Origin of the sequence: Azospirillum sp. TSO22-1, assembly GCF_003116015.1 — a bacterium.
Lineage (GTDB): Bacteria > Pseudomonadota > Alphaproteobacteria > Azospirillales > Azospirillaceae > Azospirillum.
Window position 1 is genome coordinate 1 of the sequence record NZ_LGQZ01000056.1, and the last position, 17,584, is coordinate 17,584.

Annotated in this window: 17 protein-coding genes; 10 read left to right on the plus strand and 7 right to left on the minus strand. The window is 69.6% G+C overall.

Annotated elements, in window-relative coordinates; all coding sequences use genetic code 11:
- Positions 1–86: 86 nt before the first annotated feature.
- The 6 genes from TSO221_RS14845 to TSO221_RS14865 all read right to left on the minus strand — a co-directional run bounded on the left by TSO221_RS14845 (position 87) and on the right by TSO221_RS14865 (position 4,675).
- Positions 87–923: a cyclic nucleotide-binding domain-containing protein gene (locus TSO221_RS14845; RefSeq protein ID WP_109119286.1), complete on the minus strand. Its 837-nt coding sequence runs from the start codon at positions 921–923 to the stop codon at positions 87–89.
- 67 nt (positions 924–990) lie between these two features.
- The gene (locus TSO221_RS14850) at positions 991–1,851 is read right to left on the minus strand and encodes a hypothetical protein (RefSeq protein ID WP_109119287.1); all 861 of its coding nucleotides are present in this window, start codon (positions 1,849–1,851) and stop codon (positions 991–993) included.
- 57 nt (positions 1,852–1,908) lie between these two features.
- Complete coding sequence (locus TSO221_RS35425) at positions 1,909–2,082, minus strand: hypothetical protein (RefSeq protein WP_158284099.1); 174 nt, start codon at positions 2,080–2,082, stop codon at positions 1,909–1,911.
- 39 nt (positions 2,083–2,121) lie between these two features.
- Positions 2,122–3,102: an endonuclease/exonuclease/phosphatase family protein gene (locus tag TSO221_RS14855; RefSeq protein ID WP_109119288.1), complete on the minus strand. Its 981-nt coding sequence runs from the start codon at positions 3,100–3,102 to the stop codon at positions 2,122–2,124.
- Positions 3,103–3,107: 5 nt separating this feature from the next.
- Positions 3,108–3,722: a chemotaxis protein gene (locus tag TSO221_RS14860; protein ID WP_247878059.1), complete on the minus strand. Its 615-nt coding sequence runs from the start codon at positions 3,720–3,722 to the stop codon at positions 3,108–3,110.
- A gap of 119 nt (positions 3,723–3,841) precedes the next feature.
- Positions 3,842–4,675 (minus strand): ChbG/HpnK family deacetylase, encoded by an 834-nt coding sequence (locus tag TSO221_RS14865; protein WP_109119290.1) that lies wholly within the window; start codon positions 4,673–4,675, stop codon positions 3,842–3,844.
- A gap of 84 nt (positions 4,676–4,759) precedes the next feature.
- Between TSO221_RS14865 and hutI the strand changes: the two genes are divergently transcribed.
- Positions 4,760–5,968 carry an imidazolonepropionase gene (gene hutI / locus TSO221_RS14870; protein WP_109119291.1) on the plus strand — a complete coding sequence of 403 codons (1,209 nt, stop codon included), beginning with the start codon at positions 4,760–4,762 and terminating at the stop codon, positions 5,966–5,968.
- A 38-nt stretch (positions 5,969–6,006) separates the two neighbouring features.
- On the plus strand, positions 6,007–7,686 hold the full coding sequence (hutU, locus tag TSO221_RS14875) for a urocanate hydratase (RefSeq protein WP_109119292.1): 1,680 nt from the start codon (positions 6,007–6,009) through the stop codon (positions 7,684–7,686).
- On the opposite strand, the gene TSO221_RS14880 is transcribed toward hutU, so the two are convergent.
- Positions 7,664–8,599, minus strand: a complete 936-nt coding sequence (locus tag TSO221_RS14880) for a DMT family transporter (RefSeq protein ID WP_109119293.1) — start codon at positions 8,597–8,599, stop codon at positions 7,664–7,666. The genes hutU and TSO221_RS14880 overlap by 23 nt on opposite strands.
- 313 nt (positions 8,600–8,912) lie before the next feature.
- On the opposite strand from TSO221_RS14880, the gene TSO221_RS14885 reads away from it, so the two are divergent.
- The 8 genes from TSO221_RS14885 to TSO221_RS14920 all read left to right on the plus strand — a co-directional run bounded on the left by TSO221_RS14885 (position 8,913) and on the right by TSO221_RS14920 (position 17,524).
- Positions 8,913–9,881: a hypothetical protein gene (locus TSO221_RS14885; protein WP_146208810.1), complete on the plus strand. Its 969-nt coding sequence runs from the start codon at positions 8,913–8,915 to the stop codon at positions 9,879–9,881.
- 198 nt (positions 9,882–10,079) lie between these two features.
- Positions 10,080–11,684: an ABC transporter substrate-binding protein gene (locus TSO221_RS14890; protein WP_109119295.1), complete on the plus strand. Its 1,605-nt coding sequence runs from the start codon at positions 10,080–10,082 to the stop codon at positions 11,682–11,684.
- A gap of 174 nt (positions 11,685–11,858) precedes the next feature.
- Positions 11,859–12,869: an ABC transporter permease subunit gene (locus TSO221_RS14895; RefSeq protein ID WP_109119353.1), complete on the plus strand. Its 1,011-nt coding sequence runs from the start codon at positions 11,859–11,861 to the stop codon at positions 12,867–12,869.
- A gap of 4 nt (positions 12,870–12,873) precedes the next feature.
- Positions 12,874–13,788, plus strand: coding sequence for an ABC transporter permease subunit (locus TSO221_RS14900; RefSeq protein WP_109119296.1), 915 nt, complete (start codon positions 12,874–12,876; stop codon positions 13,786–13,788).
- A gap of 4 nt (positions 13,789–13,792) precedes the next feature.
- Positions 13,793–14,776, plus strand: coding sequence for an oligopeptide/dipeptide ABC transporter ATP-binding protein (locus TSO221_RS14905; protein WP_109119297.1), 984 nt, complete (start codon positions 13,793–13,795; stop codon positions 14,774–14,776).
- Between the two features lie 5 nt (positions 14,777–14,781).
- Positions 14,782–15,789: a peptide ABC transporter ATP-binding protein gene (locus tag TSO221_RS14910; RefSeq protein ID WP_146208811.1), complete on the plus strand. Its 1,008-nt coding sequence runs from the start codon at positions 14,782–14,784 to the stop codon at positions 15,787–15,789.
- Positions 15,790–15,917: 128 nt separating this feature from the next.
- Positions 15,918–16,607: a hypothetical protein gene (locus tag TSO221_RS14915; RefSeq protein ID WP_109119299.1), complete on the plus strand. Its 690-nt coding sequence runs from the start codon at positions 15,918–15,920 to the stop codon at positions 16,605–16,607.
- Positions 16,604–17,524 carry a hypothetical protein gene (locus TSO221_RS14920; protein ID WP_109119300.1) on the plus strand — a complete coding sequence of 307 codons (921 nt, stop codon included), beginning with the start codon at positions 16,604–16,606 and terminating at the stop codon, positions 17,522–17,524. Before TSO221_RS14915 ends, TSO221_RS14920 begins: the two co-directional genes overlap by 4 nt.
- Positions 17,525–17,584: the final 60 nt, after the last annotated feature.

Here is a 17,584-nt window from a genome sequence, read left to right on the forward strand (position 1 = left end):
GGGAGGGGGGGGGGCCACGGCTTCGCAGGAGGCCGTAGCCCCCACCCAACCCTCCCCCAGCGGGGCTGGGGGAGGGCTCAAGGCGGCTACCCCTGCACCAGCACCTCGAACACGAACGGCGAGTCGCGGCCGCCGGCGACCACGGTGTTGGTGCCGCTCTGCAGGTGCATGGCGTCCTTGGCGAAGATGCCGCCGATGTACTGGCCGTTGACCATGGTTCCCAGTTCGCTGCCGACGTCGCGCACCACCAGCCCCAGGCGGTCGTCGCGGTCGATGACGAAGTGGTTGGGCGACAGCCGGTACGGGGCGAAGTCCGGCAGGCGCAGCGAGGCGCGGTCGCGCGTCGCCGCGGTCCAGCCGTCGGGTGTGCGGCCGACGCGGAAGGGCAGGGCGTCGATCCATACCGTTTGCGATTCCGGCATGCCCTTCATGCGGATGCCGATGTCCCGCACCCCCATGGTCAGCCGCGCCGAGTGCACGTAGCTGGCGATCTTGCGCTCGGTCACCGGGTTGACCGGCGGCGCGTCCGGTGCCGGCACCGGCAGCCCGGCGACTGCGCCGGGCTCGCCCGACGCGTTGCGCAGGCGCGCCACCTCGTCGCTGAGCGTGCGCACGCGCTCGCTGAGGCGCAGCATCAGGGCGTGCGCGGTGTCCGGGTCGGCGCTGATGGTCGGCAGGAAGGCGTCGGCGGGGATGACCTCGACCAGCACCTCGGTGACGGCGCGGACGGTGGCGCTGCGCGGCTTGTTCTCCAGCACGCCCATCTCGCCGACGATGGCGCCCGCGGCGATGTCGCCCAGCACGACGGGGGAGCCCTGCGTCTCCTTCACCACCGAGACCCGCCCCTCCAGGATGCGGCACGCGAAGTCGCTGGGATCGCCCTCGCGGAACAGCGCGTCGCCGACGCGGTAGTGCATCTTCATGGCCGTCCGCCCTCCTCGGCACCGGCCTCAGTGTGGCGGCGGAAACCTTGCCAAAGGGTTGAACGGTCTACAGCGTCGCGCCGCGGGCGAACTGCAGCAGGCCGAAACACATGTGCGCCGTCGCCTCCAGTGGCTTTTCCACGTCGCCGCGCAGGCGGGCCATGAAGAAGGGGCGGTTCTGCCCGTCCGTCAGCGTGACGCGCCTGACCCCGAGGCCAAGCTGTATGGGCGCGCTGTCGTCTTCCTTGGCGAAGCGCTTATCCGCCTCCTCGAAGCGGGGGCCGTTGTCGATGGGCTTGCCGGTCTTCAGCTCGCGGGTGGCGGGCATCAGGTCGAGGGGGGTGAAGAACCCGTCGCGGTCCCGATCCTTCGCCTTCTTCGGCACACGGGCCAGTTCCTCCATGGCGGCCGGATCGAACATGACGCGCGCCAGGGCCGGTTCCTTTTCCCTCTTCACCTTGTCGCCATCGACGGTGACCTTCTCCTTGCCTTCGATGGTGATCTCGGCCAGCGGACCGTTGCGCTGGGGTGGGCGCGAGGCGAAGTCGATCCCCTGTTCCTTCAGCAGGCTGGGCGGAGCCAGAGCGCCGAGCACCGTGTTGCGCAGGATGTAGTGCAACGCTTCCTTGTTCAGACGCACCTTGCCGGTCTTGTTCTTGTCGAGGCCCATGGTTTCGACGAAGAAGGTCTTCACCGCCTCCATGAAGACCTCTTCGGCCTTCTGTTCGGCCTCGGTCTTCTCGGCCGGAGCGGCCGTGTCGGTTGCCGACAGGAGCGTCTTCAACGCCTGCGCCTGCGGCGACAGGACGACCGTATCGGCGGCGGACGCGGAGGATGACGGCGTCGCCGGCTTGGCGTCGGCGGTCGGCTTGGCAGCGGTGGGAAGCGCAAGGCGCGCGGTGGCACCGGCGGCGATTTCGATGCCCATGGATGCCGATCTCCGTTTTGGAGGACAGCGTTCGGAGCGGGAGTCGGAAGCGGAGGGTCAGACCGTGATGTCGACGCGGCCCGGCGCCGCCGGGGCCGGCGGGTTGGCGGCGATCTTCTGGGCGCCCTCCAGCGCGGTCGCCACGACCTGCGCCTGACTGGCCGCGACCTGCTGGGCGACCTGCATGCCGATCACGGCCATGCCGGAGACGTAGTTGCCTTTGATGTCCATTTTGGACTCCGTACACTCACGGTAGAACCCGACTACCCATTATGCGCCGGTCCGATGGAGTTGTCCAACGGAGTCCGGCGTCTCGAACGCCGCGACCACCGGGGCGTGGTCGCTGTCCAGCGCGGTCTCCGGATCCCCGCCAAGCTGCTCGTTATGCACCTCCACCGCCCGGAACCAGCCGAGCAGCGCGCGCGACACCAGCAGGTGGTCGAGCATCGCCGCCTGCCCCTCGTACAGCACGGTGAAGCGCTTCTCCTCCGGCACCGCCAGTTCCAGCGGCACCAGCGCGCGCGCCTCCAGCGGCGCGTTGCCGGTGTCGTCGAGGTCGCCGCGGATGATGCGCACCGGCGTCTGCCGGTCCTCGGCGTTGTAGTCGCCGGCCACCACCACCAGCGCCTCGCCGTCGGCGTCGAACACCCGTTCCACCGCCAACCGCGTCTCCAGCGCCTGCCCGGCGCGCTTGATGGAGGCGAGGAAGAACCCCTCGGCCCAGCCGCCGACGCTCGACCAGGACAGCGCCGCCTTCTTCTGCCCCGGCACCGGGGCGGCCAGGGGTGCTCTCAGGTGCAGGTCGAAGACGTGCAGATCCCGTCCGCCGGGCAGCGCGATCCGGGCGTGCAGCACCGGGCGGTCCCAGCACACCGGTTCCTCGCCCGCGGCCGGCGGGTTGGCGGTGACCATGCGCACGGCCGGCGGCGGCACGAGGTCGTGCTTGAGCAGGCGCGACTCGGCGACCGGCCAGCGGCTGGCGACCACCAGGTTGTGGCGGTCGGCCAGATGATCCGTGCCGGTGGCCAGATGGAAGCCGGCATAGCCCGTGCCCTCCAGCAGCGCCCGCAACGCGCGCAGCGCACGCGGCGCGTTCTTGGTGGAGCGCTGGGCGTTGACCTCCTGCAGGCACAGGATGTCGGCGTTCAGGCGGTCGAGGCGCTGGCGCAGCACCCCGATGCGCTGGGCGAAGTGCGGGGCGTCCTCGTCGTCGAGGCTTTCCAGGTTGAACGTGGCGATTCGCAGAAGCATCGGGGTCAGAACAGCTCCACCCCGCCGTCGATCTCGCTGGAGCGCAGATGCTCCATGAACGAGGCCTCGCTGCGCAGCACGTCGCGCGCCTGGTCGTCGCCGATCAGCCGGCGCTGCGTGCGGCCGGAGGCGGGGTAGAAGCGCACCGCGCGTGCGGCCCCGCCGCCGACGTCCCAGCTCATGGTCGGGATGCCTTCGGTGGCGAGATAGTCCATGACGAACTCGACGTTGCGCTGGCCGACGGCGCTCTTCATCGCGTTGACGCTGGCGCCGCCGAACACCTTGGCGCGCAGCCGGTCGCGCCGGCCGGTGACGGAGAGCATGCGGTTGATCAGCTGCTCCATGGCGGCGCTGCCGTAGCGCGAGGACACCGACAGCGTGTCGGTGCCGGAGTCCGGCAGCAGGAAGTGGTTCATGCCGCCGATGCTGGCCACCGGATCGAACACGCAGGCGGCGACGCACGAGCCCAGCGTGGTGGTGATGATCACCTCCGGGTCGGCGGAGACGACGCAGCCGCCGACCACGATGTTGATGACCTCCGCCCCCAGCCGCTGGTCGTGGTAGCGGTTGGCCGCTCCCTGCACGCTCTCGTGCCGCGCGCGCAGCGCACGCTGCGTCACGGGCTTGTGGGGCGGGCGGGATCCGGAAAACGGCATGGCGATCCTGCACAGGGCCTGGGATGCGGTGCAGTGTAGGGCAACCGCAGGATGAATGCCATGGGGGCGTGCCGCCGGGGGGCTCAGGCGTCGGCGAAGCGGCCGAGGCGCACGCCCTTGTCCGCCAGCAGGGCGGCGAAGGCGTCGCCCTTCAGGTGCTCGTATTCCACGGCGCGCTGGTCGACCAGCGGGTCGGCGGCGCGCAGCGCCTCGTCGGGGATACCAGGGTGCACCATGACCAGCGCGCGCTCCGCCGGCGGCTCCAGGAAACGCGCCATCAGGTCGCCGAACGGCACCCGGCCGGAGAAGTCGTAGACGCCGCGGAAGCTGGAATTGACCGGAATCCCTGCCGCCCGCGCCCGCGCCGCCAGCGGCCCGCCCAGCTCGGCGATCAGCAGCGTCTTCGCCACCGCCACGCCGCGCCGCAGGACGGCGAGCCGCGGTTCGCGGCACAGCCGCACGTAGGCGCCGGGCAGCCGCGCCAGCGCCGCCAGCACCGCGTCGCGCACCACCGGCAGCTGGTGGACGTGCTGGTGCCCGTCGATGTAGGCTGGCGGCGCGCCGAAGGCGTCGGCGAAGGCGACGACCTGCCGGTCGACCTCGGCGGCGATCTCCCGCGCGTCGAGGCCGCCAGTGTAGGCCAGGCGCATCAGCGTGCCCAGCGGCGGCAGCCGGCCCTGCGGCGCCAGCCTGGGCATGGGGCCGAGCGGCGCCTGGTCGGTCAGCGTCAGGTGCAGGCCGACGTCGGCGCGCTCCGCCAGCGGCTTGAGCTTGAGCGCTTCTTCCGGCCAGAATCGGCAAACCGTCATGCAGGAGGTGGCGGTGAGCCGCCCGCGCCCGATCAGGTCGCGGATGGCGGCGCCGACGCCGGGCGACAGGCCGTAATCGTCGGCGCAGAGGATGACGGTGTGGGGCATGGCGTCACCATGCCGGCCTTCGCGCCGACTGGCAATGGCGGCGTCGGCGCGCCATCCTTGGTGTGGATGCGGGGGAGGTGCCGGATGCGGTGGGACAGCCTGTGGATCAACGGACACGCGGCCACGATGAGTCCGGCCGGCGTGGTCCGCGACGCCGCGGTGGCGGTGGTGGGCGGGTGCATCGCCTGGATCGGCCCGCGCGCCGAGATGCCCCCCGGCACGGCGGCCGAGGAGCACGACCTGGACGGGCGCTGGCTGACGCCGGGGCTGATCGACGCGCACACGCACCTCGTGTTCGGCGGCAACCGCGCGGCCGAGTTCGAGATGCGGCTGGAGGGCGCCTCCTACGAGGAGATCGCGCGGGCCGGCGGTGGCATCGTCTCCACCGTCACGGCGACCCGCGCCGCCGACGCCGAAACGCTGGCTGCCCTCGCCGCGCCCCGGTTGGAGCGCCTGTTGGCCGAGGGCGTCACCGTGGTGGAGGTGAAATCCGGCTATGGCCTCGACCTCGCGTCTGAGCGGGCGATGCTGCGCGCCGCCCGGCTGCTGGGCGAGCGGCATCCGGTGACGGTGCGCACCACCGGACTCGCCGCGCACGCCCTGCCGCCGGAGTTCGCCGGCCGTGCCGACGCCTACATCGATCTGGTCTGCGACGAGATCCTGCCGGTGCTCGCCGCCGAGGGGCTGGTGGACGCGGTGGACGCGTTCTGCGAGCGCATCGCCTTCACGCCGGAGCAGACGGCGCGCGTGTTCGACGCAGCGCGGCGGCTCGGCCTGCCGATGAAGCTGCACGCCGACCAGCTGTCCGACGGCGGCGGGGCGGCCCTGGCGGCGCGCTACGGCGGGCTGTCCGCCGACCACCTGGAGCACACGTCGGAGGACGGCGTGCGCGCCATGGCGGCCGCCGGCACGGTGGCGATGCTGCTGCCCGGCGCCTTCTATCTGCTGCGCGAGACGAAGCTGCCGCCGGTGGAACTGTTCCGCCGGCATGGCGTGCCGATGGCGGTGGCGACCGACTGCAACCCCGGCACCTCGCCGGCGGTGTCCCTGCTGCTGATGCTGAACATGGCCTGCACGCTGTTCCGCCTGACCCCCGCCGAGGCCCTGGCCGGCGTCACCCGCCACGCGGCGCAGGCGCTGGGGATGCAGGCGACGCACGGCTCGCTGGAGGTTGGCAAGGCGGCGGACTTCGCCGCCTGGGACATCGGCCGGCCGGCGGAGCTGTGCTACTGGTTGGGGCTGAACCCGTGCGCGCTGGTGGTGCGGGCGGGGCGTGTGGTGCGGGGCGGGTGATTGCGGTACCGTCTGAAAAAGCAGGAGGGGAGACCACCATGACCGACGCCGCCAACCGCCGGGTCATCCGGGCGCCGCGCGGGAGCCAGCTGTCCGCCAGGTCGTGGCTGACCGAGGCGCCGCTGCGCATGCTGATGAACAACCTCGATCCGGACGTGGCGGAGAACCCGGACGAGCTGGTGGTCTACGGCGGCATCGGCCGCGCCGCGCGCAACTGGGACTGCTTCGACGCCATCGTCAACGCGCTGAAGACCCTGGAAGACGACGAGACCCTCCTGGTGCAGTCCGGCAAGCCCGTCGGCGTCTTCCGCACCCACGCCGACGCGCCGCGCGTGCTGATCGCCAACTCCAACCTCGTGCCGGCCTGGGCGACGTGGGAGCATTTCCGCGAGCTCGACGCCAAAGGGCTGATGATGTACGGCCAGATGACGGCCGGCTCGTGGATCTACATCGGCTCCCAGGGCATCGTGCAGGGCACCTACGAGACCTTCGCCGAGGTCGGGCGCCAGCACTACGGCGGCGGCCTGACCGGCAAATGGATCCTGACCGGCGGGCTGGGCGGCATGGGCGGGGCGCAGCCGCTGGCCGCCACCATGGCCGGGGCCTCGCTGCTCGGCGTCGAGTGCTCGGCGCAGCGCATCGAGCGGCGGCTGGAGACCCGCTACCTCGACCGCAAGGCCGCCACCCTCGACGAGGCCATGGCCATCCTGTGGGAGGCGCAGGCCAAGGGGCAGGCGGTCTCCGTCGGCCTGCTCGGCAACGCCGCCGAGGTGTTCCCGGAGCTGGCGAGGCGTGCGGCGGCCGACCCGCGCTGGCGCCCGCACGCGGTGACCGACCAGACCAGCGCGCACGATCCGCTGAACGGCTACCTGCCCGCCGGCTGGACGCTGGAGGAGCACGAGGCGCGGCGCCGCAGCGATCCTGACGGGGTGGTGAAGGCCGCCAAGGAGTCCATGGCGGTGCACGTGCGCGCCATGCTGGACTTCCACCGCATGGGCGTGCCGACGTTCGACTACGGCAACAACATCCGGCAGATGGCGAAGGACGTCGGCGTCGAGGACGCCTTCGCCTTCCCCGGCTTCGTGCCGGCCTACATCCGGCCGCTGTTCTGCCGCGGCGTCGGGCCGTTCCGCTGGGCCGCGCTGTCCGGCGACCCGGAGGACATCGCCCGCACCGACGCCCGGGTGAAGGAACTGATCCCCGGCGACCCGCACCTGCACCGCTGGCTCGACATGGCCGGTGAGCGCATCGCCTTCCAGGGACTGCCGGCACGCATCTGCTGGGTCGGTTTGGGCGACCGGGCGCGGCTTGGCCTCGCCTTCAACGAGATGGTGGCGAAGGGCGAGCTGAAGGCGCCGATCGTCATCGGCCGCGACCATCTGGACTCGGGCTCGGTCGCCAGCCCCAACCGCGAGACCGAGGGGATGCTGGACGGCTCCGACGCGGTGTCGGACTGGCCGCTGCTGAACGCGCTGCTCAACTGCGCTTCGGGGGCGACCTGGGTGTCGCTGCACCACGGCGGCGGGGTGGGCATGGGCTATTCGCAGCACGCCGGCATGGTGATTGTCGCCGACGGCACCGACGCGGCGGCCAGGCGGCTGGAGCGCGTGCTGACCAACGACCCCGGCACCGGCGTCATGCGCCACGCCGACGCCGGCTACGACATCGCGAAACAGTGTGCGAAGGAGCAGGGGCTCACGCTGCCGATGCTCGGCTGAGCGGCCTGGGGGCGGCGGGGAGGGTGGCGAGCAGTACGCCGGGGAAGATCAGCGCCACCCCGGCGAGGTGGAACAGCTCCAGCCCTTCCCCCAGCAGCGCCCAGGCGAGCAGCGCCACCCACACCGGCGACACGTACAGCGCCGTCCCCGCCCGCGCCGGACCCAGCAGCGCGATGGTCTTCTGGTACGCCAGGAACGCCAGCACCGACGCCACCAGCGCCACGCCGAGGATGCGCGCCGCGGTCTCCCAGGTCGGCACCACCGGGTGGCCGCCCAGCGTCTCCCACGCGTAGAAGGGGGCGAGCACCAGCACGCCCGACAGCGCGTTGGCGGCGAACTGCGTCACCACCGGCAGCGGCGTGCCGCCGGAGCGGCGCAGCAGCACCGTGTACACCGCCCAGGCGACGGCGCCGGCCAGCACCAGCAGATCGCCGCGGTCGAAGGCGAAGCCCAGCAGGATCGCCGGGTCGCCGCGCGTCAGGATGGCCAGCACGCCGGCCAGCGCCAGCGCGATTCCGGCGACCTGCCGCGGCGTCACCGGCTCCTTCAGCGCGACCGCCGAGATGGCGAGGATGAACACCGGGCTGGTGGCGTAGATCAGCCCGGCGTTGGTCGCCGTGGTGTGCTGCAGCCCCATGTAGACGACGGCGCCGCACACGCCCATGCCCAGGGCGCCCAGCGCCAGGAACCGCCGCCACCCCGCCAGCAGCACGCGGCGGTGCCGCACCAGCCCGCGCCACGCGAAGGGCAGCACGATCAGGAACGCCACCAGCCAGCGCCAGAACGCCAGCCCGACCGGCGGCACCACCTGCGCGGCGGCGCGCCCGATCACGGCGTTGGAGGCCATGAACGCCGAACCAAGAAGGAACAGCGTGTAGGCGTACAGGGCGGTGCGTCGAGGGGATTGGGGCATGGGCCGGCGGCAGCGAGAGTCGGAAGCCGGCGTTCTAACACATTGGAGCGTGGGCAGGTTGGGTCGACCGCGCCGCCGCACGACGTGGTCCTTCGGGCCGCCGTTCGGCCGTCGACTCGGGGAGGCCGCCGCAGCGACGGCATAGGAAAGACGTGCCGGGGCGCGCCTGTCGGGCGGATCTCGGCAGCTGAGCGCGAGCGCGGCTGCGTCTTTTCGGCATATTTTCCATCAATTTATACAAATTCGTAGCCTAACTTTCCGCGCCAATGCGTGGCATAGGGGAGCATCGGCAGGAAAGGGGGGACCTATGACTGTGACCAACGCCATCATGGGCATGATTATCGGCAGTGCCGCAAACCAATCCATCGCGGTGGGAGCGGATGGCACCATCGTCGTGGCCGCACAGGGATACGGGGTGACGAATTACAGCCTGAGCGCGGCGTACGGCATTCTGACTGCCCCTGGAAATTTCAAGCTCTACGGGGTCGACCAGGATTTCGATACGGGCGACTACCCCAGCATCGCCATCGACCCGAACGGCATGGCGGTTTCCGTGCACGAGACCAACGCCATCGGCAACAGCACGATCATGGTCAACATCGGCACGGCCATCGGCGGTCAGGGCAATCTGACCCAGTATTCGCCCCGGAGCACCGACATGGCCGGGAGCAATCCTTCGATCACCGCCATCGGGCCGGGCCAGTTCGTCGTTTCCGCCCTCGCTAAGGGCGAAGAGTTGTGGCCGCTGCGCCTTTGGCTCGTCACCGTGAACGGCGGCACGGTGTCGACCTCGCCAATCACCTTCGAGACGTCGGCAGGACCTTGGAATCTTTTCAGCGGGCCGCCGTGCCACCAGTACCCGCAGCTTGCCTATCGGGACGGGATGCTGGCGATCAGCGGCGGCATGACGAGCAACTTGTCGTGGTCCATGGGCTCGCTTTCCGGGGCGACGTACACCCAGCAGTTCGGCTGGTCGATCCCGAGCAACAACAACACCAGTCTCGGCTCCGCCGTGGCGCTGGGACCGAACAACACGGTGTACGCTGCCTGCCTCCAGAACCAGAGCGCCGGCACCAACAGCATCATGTATTGGGCCGGGACCTACAACCCGTCCTCCTCCAGCCCCTCGCTGGAATGGACGACGCAGAACACGGTCGAGGCGGCCGAGCCGCTGGGTGTTTCGCTGGCCTGCCTAAACGTCGGCGACTATAGCACCGTGATGATGGCCTACCTGGAGGATGGCGCCGGAGCCAACTGCGTCAATCTCTGCACGCTGTCCTGACCGTCCGCGGCCGCCGCGCCAGCGACCGGGCCGGCGCGGCGGCCGCGGGGGCGAGGCGGACCCGGCCCTCTGACCTTCGGAAAAGCCCTCCACTCGCGAGTTGACACCTTCGATGTGTCAACGCCTAATGATTTGATAATTCACACGCCGCGCCTTTGCCGCACGGCCTCGCAAACCGGGTTACGGGAGACACTTGCCATGAAGCGCATCCTGCTGGGTGCCGGTCTCTGCATGACCGCCGCGCTCGCCCTCGCCGCGCCGGCGCATGCCGCCAAGACGATCGTCTACTGCTCGGAAGGCAGTCCGGAGAACTTCAACCCGCAGCTGAACACCACCAGCACCAGCATGGATGTGGCGATTCCCGTCTACAACCGTCTGGTCCAGTTCGAGCACGGCGGCACCAAGGTCGTCCCGGCGCTCGCCGAGTCGTGGACGGTCTCGCCGGACGGCCTGACCTACACCTTCAAGCTGCGCCAGGGCGTGAAGTGGCATTCCACGAACGACTTCAAGCCGACGCGCGACTTCAACGCCGACGACGTGCTGTTCTCGTTCGAGCGCCAGTGGAAGACGGATCACCCCTACCACAAGGTCTCCGGCGGTGCTTATGACTACTTCAAGGACATGGGCTTTCCCGACTTGCTGAAGTCGATCGAGAAGGTGGATGACCACACGGTCAAGTTCACCCTCAGCAAGGTCGAGGCGCCGTTCATCGCCAACATGGCGATGGTCTTCGCCTCCGTCTTCTCGGCCGAGTACGCCGATTCGCTGCTGAAGAAGAAGACGCCGGAGAAGATCGACCAGGTACCGGTCGGCACCGGGCCGTTCCAGTTCGTCGCCTACCAGAAGGACGCGGTGATCCGCTACAAGGCGTTCGACCAGTATTGGGGCGGCAAGGCGGCGCTGGACAACCTGGTGTTCGCCATCACGCCGGACGCCGCCGTGCGCTACGCCAAGCTGAAGGCCGGCGAGTGCCACGTGGTGCCGTTCCCCAACCCGGCCGACATCGACACGATGAAGAAGGACACCTCCATCAACCTGATGGAGAAGGAGGGGCTGAACGTCGGCTACCTCGCCTTCAACGTCACCAAGAAGCCGTTCGACGACGTGCGCGTCCGCCGTGCGCTGAACATGGCCATCGACAAGAAGGCCATCGTCGACGCGGTCTACCAGGGCGCCGGCACCCCGGCGAAGAACCCGATCCCGCCGACCATGTGGTCGTACAACAACGCGGTCGAGGATTATCCCTTCGATCCGGAGAAGGCGAAGAAGCTGCTGGCCGACGCCGGCTACGCGAACGGCTTCGAGACCGACCTGTGGGCGATGCCGGTGCAGCGTCCCTACAACCCGAACGCCAAGCGCATGGCCGAGATGATGCAGGCCGACCTCGCCAAGATCGGCATCAAGGCCAGCATCAAGCAGTACGAGTGGGGTGAGTACCGCAAGCGCCTGCAGGCCGGCGAGCACCAGATGGGCATGATGGGCTGGACCGGCGACAACGGCGACCCGGACAATTTCCTCGCCGTGCTGCTGGGCTGCGACGCGGCGCGAATCGGCGGCTCGAACCTCGCCAAGTGGTGCTACAAGGAGTTCGAGGACCTCGTCCAGGAGGCCAAGCGCACCACCGACGTCGGCGCCCGCACCAAGCTGTACGAACAGTCGCAGGTCATCTTCAAGGAGCAGGCGCCGTGGTTCCCCGTCGCCCACTCTATCGTCTTCATGGCGCTGAACAAGAACGTCACCGGGTACAAGATGGACCCGTTCGGCCATCACCACTTCTACCCGGACGTCGATCTGAAGCAGTGAGGACGCGTTTTTCCTTCGCCGGAACCCTCTCCCGCGCAACGGGAGAGGGCTGGCGAGGGGGTAAAACGCAAGGTAATTTTGTTGCTGGACTTTCGCCACACAGGGGCGTAAGTCCCCGCAACCGGCAAGGGGGCTCAGGCCCCCTTGTCGCATTTCCAACCCTGGTTTCCGACCATGCTGCGCTTCATCCTGACGCGGGCGAGTCTGGTCATCCCGACCTTTCTCGGCGTGACGTTCCTGAGTTTCCTGCTGATCCGGCTGGTGCCCGGCGACCCCATCGAGGTGCGCGTCGGCGAGCGCGGCATCCCGCCCGAGCGCCTCGCCCAGCTGCGCCACGAGATGGGCCTGGACCAGCCGATGTGGAAGCAGTTCGCCGACTACATCGGCAACGTGCTCTCCGGCGACCTCGGCACGTCCATCGTCACGCAGAATCCCGTGCTGGACGAGTTCTTCACGCTGTTCCCGGCGACCGTCGAGCTGGGGCTGGCGGCCATGGTCTTCGCCGTGCTGGCCGGCCTGCCGGCCGGCATCATCGCGGCGGTGAAGCGCGGCTCGTGGTTCGACCACGGGGTGATGGGGCTGAGCCTGACCGGCTATTCCATGCCGATCTTCTGGTGGGGCCTGCTGCTGATCCTGTTCTTCTCGGTGCAGCTCGGCCTGACGCCGGTGTCGGGCCGGCTGGATCTGTTGTACTACGTCGAGCCGGTGACCGGCTTCATGCTGGTCGACACCTGGCTGTCCGGCGAGAAGGGCGCCTTCGCCTCGGCGCTGCGGCACCTGGTGCTGCCGGCCATCGTGCTGGGCACCATCCCATTGGCGGTGATCGCGCGCATGACGCGTTCGGCCATGCTGGAGGTGCTGGGCGAGGACTACATCCGCACCGGCCGCGCCAAGGGCCTGTCGGAGGGCCGCGTCATCGGCCTGCACGCGCTGCGCAACGCGCTGATCCCGGTGGTGACGGTCATCGGCCTGCAGGTCGGCACGCTGCTGGGCGGCGCCATCCTGACCGAGACGATCTTCTCCTGGCCCGGCGTCGGCAAGTGGCTGGTGGAGTCGATCAACCGCCGCGACTACCCGGCGCTGCAGGGCGGCGTGCTGCTGATCGCGACCACGGTGATGACGGTGAACCTGCTGGTCGACCTGCTGTACGGCGTCCTCAACCCCCGCATCCGGCACGCGCGGTGACGACATGACCATGGACGTGCAATCCAACGCGGTGATCGAGCCGATCACCACCTCCGCCCCGCCGCACCCGCTGGTGGAGTTTTGGTACCATTTCCGCCAGAACACCGGCGCGGTGATCGGCCTCGTGGTCATCGTGGCTCTGGTCTTCCTGGCGGTGTTCGCCGACTTCCTGATGCCGCACTCGCCGCTGGAGCAGTACCGCGACGCCATCCTGGTGCCGCCGGTCTGGCACGAGGGCGGGAGCTGGACCTTCGTGCTGGGCACCGACGACATCGGCCGCGATATGCTGTCGCGCCTGATGCACGGCGCGCGGCTGTCGCTGCTGATCGGCGCCATCGTGGTGACGCTGTCGCTGGCGGTCGGGCTGGCGCTCGGCATGGCGTCGGGCTTCTTCGGCGGCGTGGTGGACATCACCATCATGCGCCTGATGGACATCGTGCTGGCGCTGCCCAGCCTGCTGCTCGCCATCGTCGTCGCGGCGATCCTCGGGCCGGGGCTGTTCAACGCCATGCTGTCGGTCTCGGTGGTGGTGGTGCCGCACTACGCCCGCCTGACCCGCGCCGCGGTGATGGCCGAGATGTCCAAGGACTACGTCATCGCCTCCCGCGTCGCCGGGGCCGGGCCGCTGCGCCTGATGCTGGTCAACGTGCTGCCGAACTGCATGGCGCCGCTGATCGTGCAGGCGACGCTGGGCTTCTCCACCGCCATCCTCGACGCCGCCGCGCTGGGCTTCCTCGGCCTCGGCGCGCAGCCGCCGACGCCGGAGTGGGGGACCATGCTGGCCTCGTCGCTGCAGTTCCTGCAGCGCGCCTCCTGGGTGGTGACGTGGCCCGGCGTGGCGATCCTGATCACCGTGCTGGCCTTCAACCTCCTGGGCGACGGGTTGCGCGACGCCCTCGACCCCAAGCTGAAACGCTGATCCCATGCCGCTTCTCGACATCCAGAACCTGTCCGTCGAGTTCACGACGCGCGCCGGCACCTTCCGCGCGGTGGACGGCATCGACCTTGCCGTGGACGAGGGCGAGGTGGTGGGCATCGTCGGCGAGTCCGGCTCGGGCAAGTCGGTGACCTCGCTGGCGGTGATGGGGCTGATCCCGTCGCCCGGCCGCGTGGTGGCCGACCGCCTGAGCTTCGCCGGCCGCGACCTGCGCGCGCTCTCCGCCTCGCAGCGGCGGAAGATCACCGGCAAGGACGTCGCCATGGTCTTCCAGGAGCCGATGACCAGCCTCAACCCCTGCTTCACCGTGGGCTTCCAGATCATGGAGACGCTCAAGGTGCACGAGGGGCTGTCCGGCAAGGCGCTGAAGCGCCGCACCATCGAGCTCTTGGAGCAGGTCGGCATCCCCGCGCCGGAGAGCCGGCTGTCCGCCTTCCCGCACCAGCTCTCGGGCGGCATGAACCAGCGCGTGATGATCGCCATCGCGATCGCCTGCAACCCGCGCCTGCTGATCGCCGACGAGCCGACCACCGCGCTGGACGTCACCATCCAGAAGCAGATCATCGACCTGCTGGTGCAACTCCAGAAGGACAGGGGCATGGCGCTGATCCTCATCACGCACGACATGGGCGTGGTGGCGGAGACGGCGCACCGCGTGATTGTCATGTACGCCGGCCAGAAGGTGGAGGAGCGGCGCGCGCGCGACCTGTTCGAGCGGCCGCAGCACCCCTACACCGGCGCGCTGCTCGACGCGCTGCCGGAGCGGGCGCTGGGCAAGCGCCGGCTGCCGACCATCCCCGGCGTGGTGCCGGGCATCGGTGACCGGCCGCGGGGCTGCCTGTTCAACCCGCGCTGCCGTTTCGCCCGCCAGGACTGCCTCGACCTGCGCCCGCCGCTGTTCCCCGATCCGGAAGGGCAGGCGCGCTGCTACTATCCCTTGGGCGGCGACATGTGGGGGGCGCCGGAATGATCCACATGGACTCCAAGATCGAGACGACGCCGGCCGCCGAATCCGCGCCGGTGGTGCTCGAGGCGAACGACCTGCGCAAGCACTATTCGGTGAAGCGCGGCATGTTCAAGGGCCACGCCACCGTGCGGGCGCTGGACGGCGTGTCGTTCCAGCTGCAGGCCGGCAGGACGCTGGCGGTGGTCGGCGAGTCCGGCTGCGGCAAGTCGACGCTGGCCCGCTCGGTCACCATGATCGAGCCGCCGACCTCCGGCCATCTGCTCTACGACGGCCGCGACGTGGTCGGCCGCTCGGCAGCCGAGCTGAAGGAGCTGCGGCGCACCGTGCAGATGGTGTTCCAGAACCCCTACGGCTCGCTGAACCCGCGCAAGACCGTGGGCGCCATCCTGGCCGAGCCGCTGGTGGTCAACACCGACCTGCCCAAGGCGGAGCGCCGCCAGCGGGCGCTGGCGATGATGGCGAAGGTCGGCCTGCGCGCCGACCAGATCGACCGCTACCCGCACATGTTCTCCGGCGGCCAGCGCCAGCGCATCGCCATCGCCCGCGCGCTGATGCTGAACCCGCGCGTCGTGGTGGCGGACGAGCCGGTCTCGGCGCTCGACGTGTCGATCCAGGCGCAGGTGCTCAACCTGATGATGGACCTGCAGGAGGAGCTGAAGCTCGCCTACCTGTTCATCAGCCACGACCTCAGCGTGGTGCGGCACATCGCCGACGACGTGATGGTGATGTACCTCGGCCGCCCGGTCGAGCACGGCTCCAAGGACGTGCTGTTCAGCCGCCCGCGCCACCCCTACACGCGCATCCTGCTGGCCGCGACGCCGCGGGTGAACCCGGAGCTGCGCGCCGAGCGCGTGGTGCCGAAGGGCGAGCTTCCCTCGCCGCTCAACCCGCCGCCCGGCTGCCCCTTCCACCGCCGCTGCCCGCACGCGCGGGAGAACTGCGCGGTGGACGTGCCGGCGCTGCGCGAGGTGGATCAGCGGCTGGTCGCCTGCCACTACGCCGAGGAGATGGTCTGACCGGCTGTCTCCGTCCGGCGCGATGATGGGCGTTCGACTCCGCGGGGGTCGTTGCGACGAACGTTCTATTACTATAGATTGCACCCCGACTTGGTTTCTGCGGGGTGGCTATGCGGCGTCCTTTGCCTGTGGTTGCGGCGTTCGTCTGCGCGATCGGTTGCGGCGGCGCGTGGGCGGACAGCATCAGGGGGCTGCTTCCCGTCGGCGCCGTCCATGAGGGCCAGGTGCCGCTGGGGCGGGCGACGGTTCCCCTGCCGCCCGGCAAATGGACGGTTACCGCGTTCAAGGAAACCCGGAGCGACCACAACAACGTTATCTCCGAGGTCACGCTGTCGTCGATCCAGAACGGGCGGTACCAGGGTTTCGTGAGCATCCGCACCAACCAGGATCCGGCGCGCAACGGCTGGCAGCCCTATGCCTTCTGCTCGCGCAAGGATGTCTACTTCATCCAGCTCGACGCCAACTACAAGCACGAGGAGGCGTGCTGGGGAATCAACCACCAGCGGATGGAAGAGACCAGCAAATACCGTCCGGACGAGGGGCGCAACTCGCGCCAGGTGGTGGCCGACGCCGGGCTGGCGATGCCGAAGACGATGATCGCGACGCACATGCGCGTGGCCAGCAGCGGCTGGTTCGTCACGTACGACATCTTCCTGAACCCGACCTATTTCGGGTTCGGCGACGAGGGGGCGAACTGGGCCAGCAATCCCTGGCACAAGGACCTGATCGCCCGCGACCCGCGCAAGGTGAACTTCATGGAGCAACTGCGGTCGCGCCATGCGCCGATCTACGCGGCGCTCCGGTCGACGTTCCAATGAGGCAGGCCGGGGATCCGCGCCTGCTCCGGCCGCTGGCGCTGGCAGCCGCGCTTGCCGTGTCCGGCTGTATCCAGGGCGGGATGAAGAGCATCTCGGCCAGCGAAGCCCAGGGCACCCCGGATCATTCCGAAATCGCCCTCGGCGTGGCGGTCACGCGCAAGCACTTCGATTACCGGTCGCGCCATTTCATCGTGCGGGACCTGGAACTCACCTTCGTGCGGTTCGATCCGGCGACCGGCCTCGTTCCGGACGACGCGCCGACCGTCGCGATCACCCGGTACGGCTGCGCGCTGTTCCGGATCTCCGCGGGCAACTGCGACGTGACGGCGCTGGAAAAGGTGTCGCGCCCGATTCCTCCCGGGGATTACGCGCTGCTGTCGTTCAAGATCGCCGCGTCGGGACGTTCGACGTTCCAGACCGTCTATCTTCAGGCGCAGACCGGTCTCGATCTGGCCTACCTGCGTCCCGCGATCAAGCGCGTGGCGCCCGGCCTGTCGGTCTATAAGACCGGGGTGCCGCGCTTCCACGTCGGCCCGAACGAGCGGGTGTATTTCGGCGACTTCACCTTCAATGACGTCGGGTTCCCGTCCACCCTCTACGCGCACCGCGTCGATCAGGCCTACATCGCGGCCATGCGGGACAGGCCGTCGCAACCGGCGCTCGCGCCCGTCGTCTACCGTGCGCCGGAGGCCTTCGACCCGAAGGTCGGCTTCGGGCCGGGAACGGCGGTGCCGGAAATCAACGAGGAGACCGGGGCGCCGCCGCCCCCTTCGGGTACGCCGGCGGCCCCGAGGACCGCGCAGTCCGGCTCGCCGTCTGCGCCGGCAGAGCGTGGCCTCTGCCATCTTCCGGACGGAACTTCGCGGCACCTCGCCCAGCAGGACTGCAACGCCCACGGCGGCCTCATCGGCGGCTGAACGCCGGGCATCAGCCCGGCCTTGACCGCGCCTTCTCCCCGGGCGCAAAAACGATAGGGG

Excerpts from the sequence above, each read along its gene's own strand:
- hutU (WP_109119292.1), top strand. The coding sequence starts at position 6,007 with ATGACCGACGCCGCCAACCGCCGGGTCATCCGGGCGCCGCGCGGGAGC.
- TSO221_RS14920 (WP_109119300.1), top strand. The coding sequence starts at position 16,604 with ATGAGGCAGGCCGGGGATCCGCGCCTGCTCCGGCCGCTGGCGCTGGCA.
- hutI (WP_109119291.1), top strand. The coding sequence starts at position 4,760 with ATGCGGTGGGACAGCCTGTGGATCAACGGACACGCGGCCACGATGAGT.
- TSO221_RS14865 (WP_109119290.1), bottom strand. The coding sequence starts at position 4,675 with ATGCCCCACACCGTCATCCTCTGCGCCGACGATTACGGCCTGTCGCCC.
- TSO221_RS14855 (WP_109119288.1), bottom strand. The coding sequence starts at position 3,102 with ATGCTTCTGCGAATCGCCACGTTCAACCTGGAAAGCCTCGACGACGAG.
- TSO221_RS14880 (WP_109119293.1), bottom strand. The coding sequence starts at position 8,599 with ATGCCCCAATCCCCTCGACGCACCGCCCTGTACGCCTACACGCTGTTC.
- TSO221_RS35425 (WP_158284099.1), bottom strand. The coding sequence starts at position 2,082 with ATGGACATCAAAGGCAACTACGTCTCCGGCATGGCCGTGATCGGCATG.
- TSO221_RS14905 (WP_109119297.1), top strand. The coding sequence starts at position 13,793 with ATGCCGCTTCTCGACATCCAGAACCTGTCCGTCGAGTTCACGACGCGC.
- TSO221_RS14890 (WP_109119295.1), top strand. The coding sequence starts at position 10,080 with ATGAAGCGCATCCTGCTGGGTGCCGGTCTCTGCATGACCGCCGCGCTC.
- TSO221_RS14845 (WP_109119286.1), bottom strand. The coding sequence starts at position 923 with ATGAAGATGCACTACCGCGTCGGCGACGCGCTGTTCCGCGAGGGCGAT.
- TSO221_RS14895 (WP_109119353.1), top strand. The coding sequence starts at position 11,859 with ATGCTGCGCTTCATCCTGACGCGGGCGAGTCTGGTCATCCCGACCTTT.
- TSO221_RS14900 (WP_109119296.1), top strand. The coding sequence starts at position 12,874 with ATGACCATGGACGTGCAATCCAACGCGGTGATCGAGCCGATCACCACC.
- TSO221_RS14910 (WP_146208811.1), top strand. The coding sequence starts at position 14,782 with ATGGACTCCAAGATCGAGACGACGCCGGCCGCCGAATCCGCGCCGGTG.
- TSO221_RS14850 (WP_109119287.1), bottom strand. The coding sequence starts at position 1,851 with ATGGGCATCGAAATCGCCGCCGGTGCCACCGCGCGCCTTGCGCTTCCC.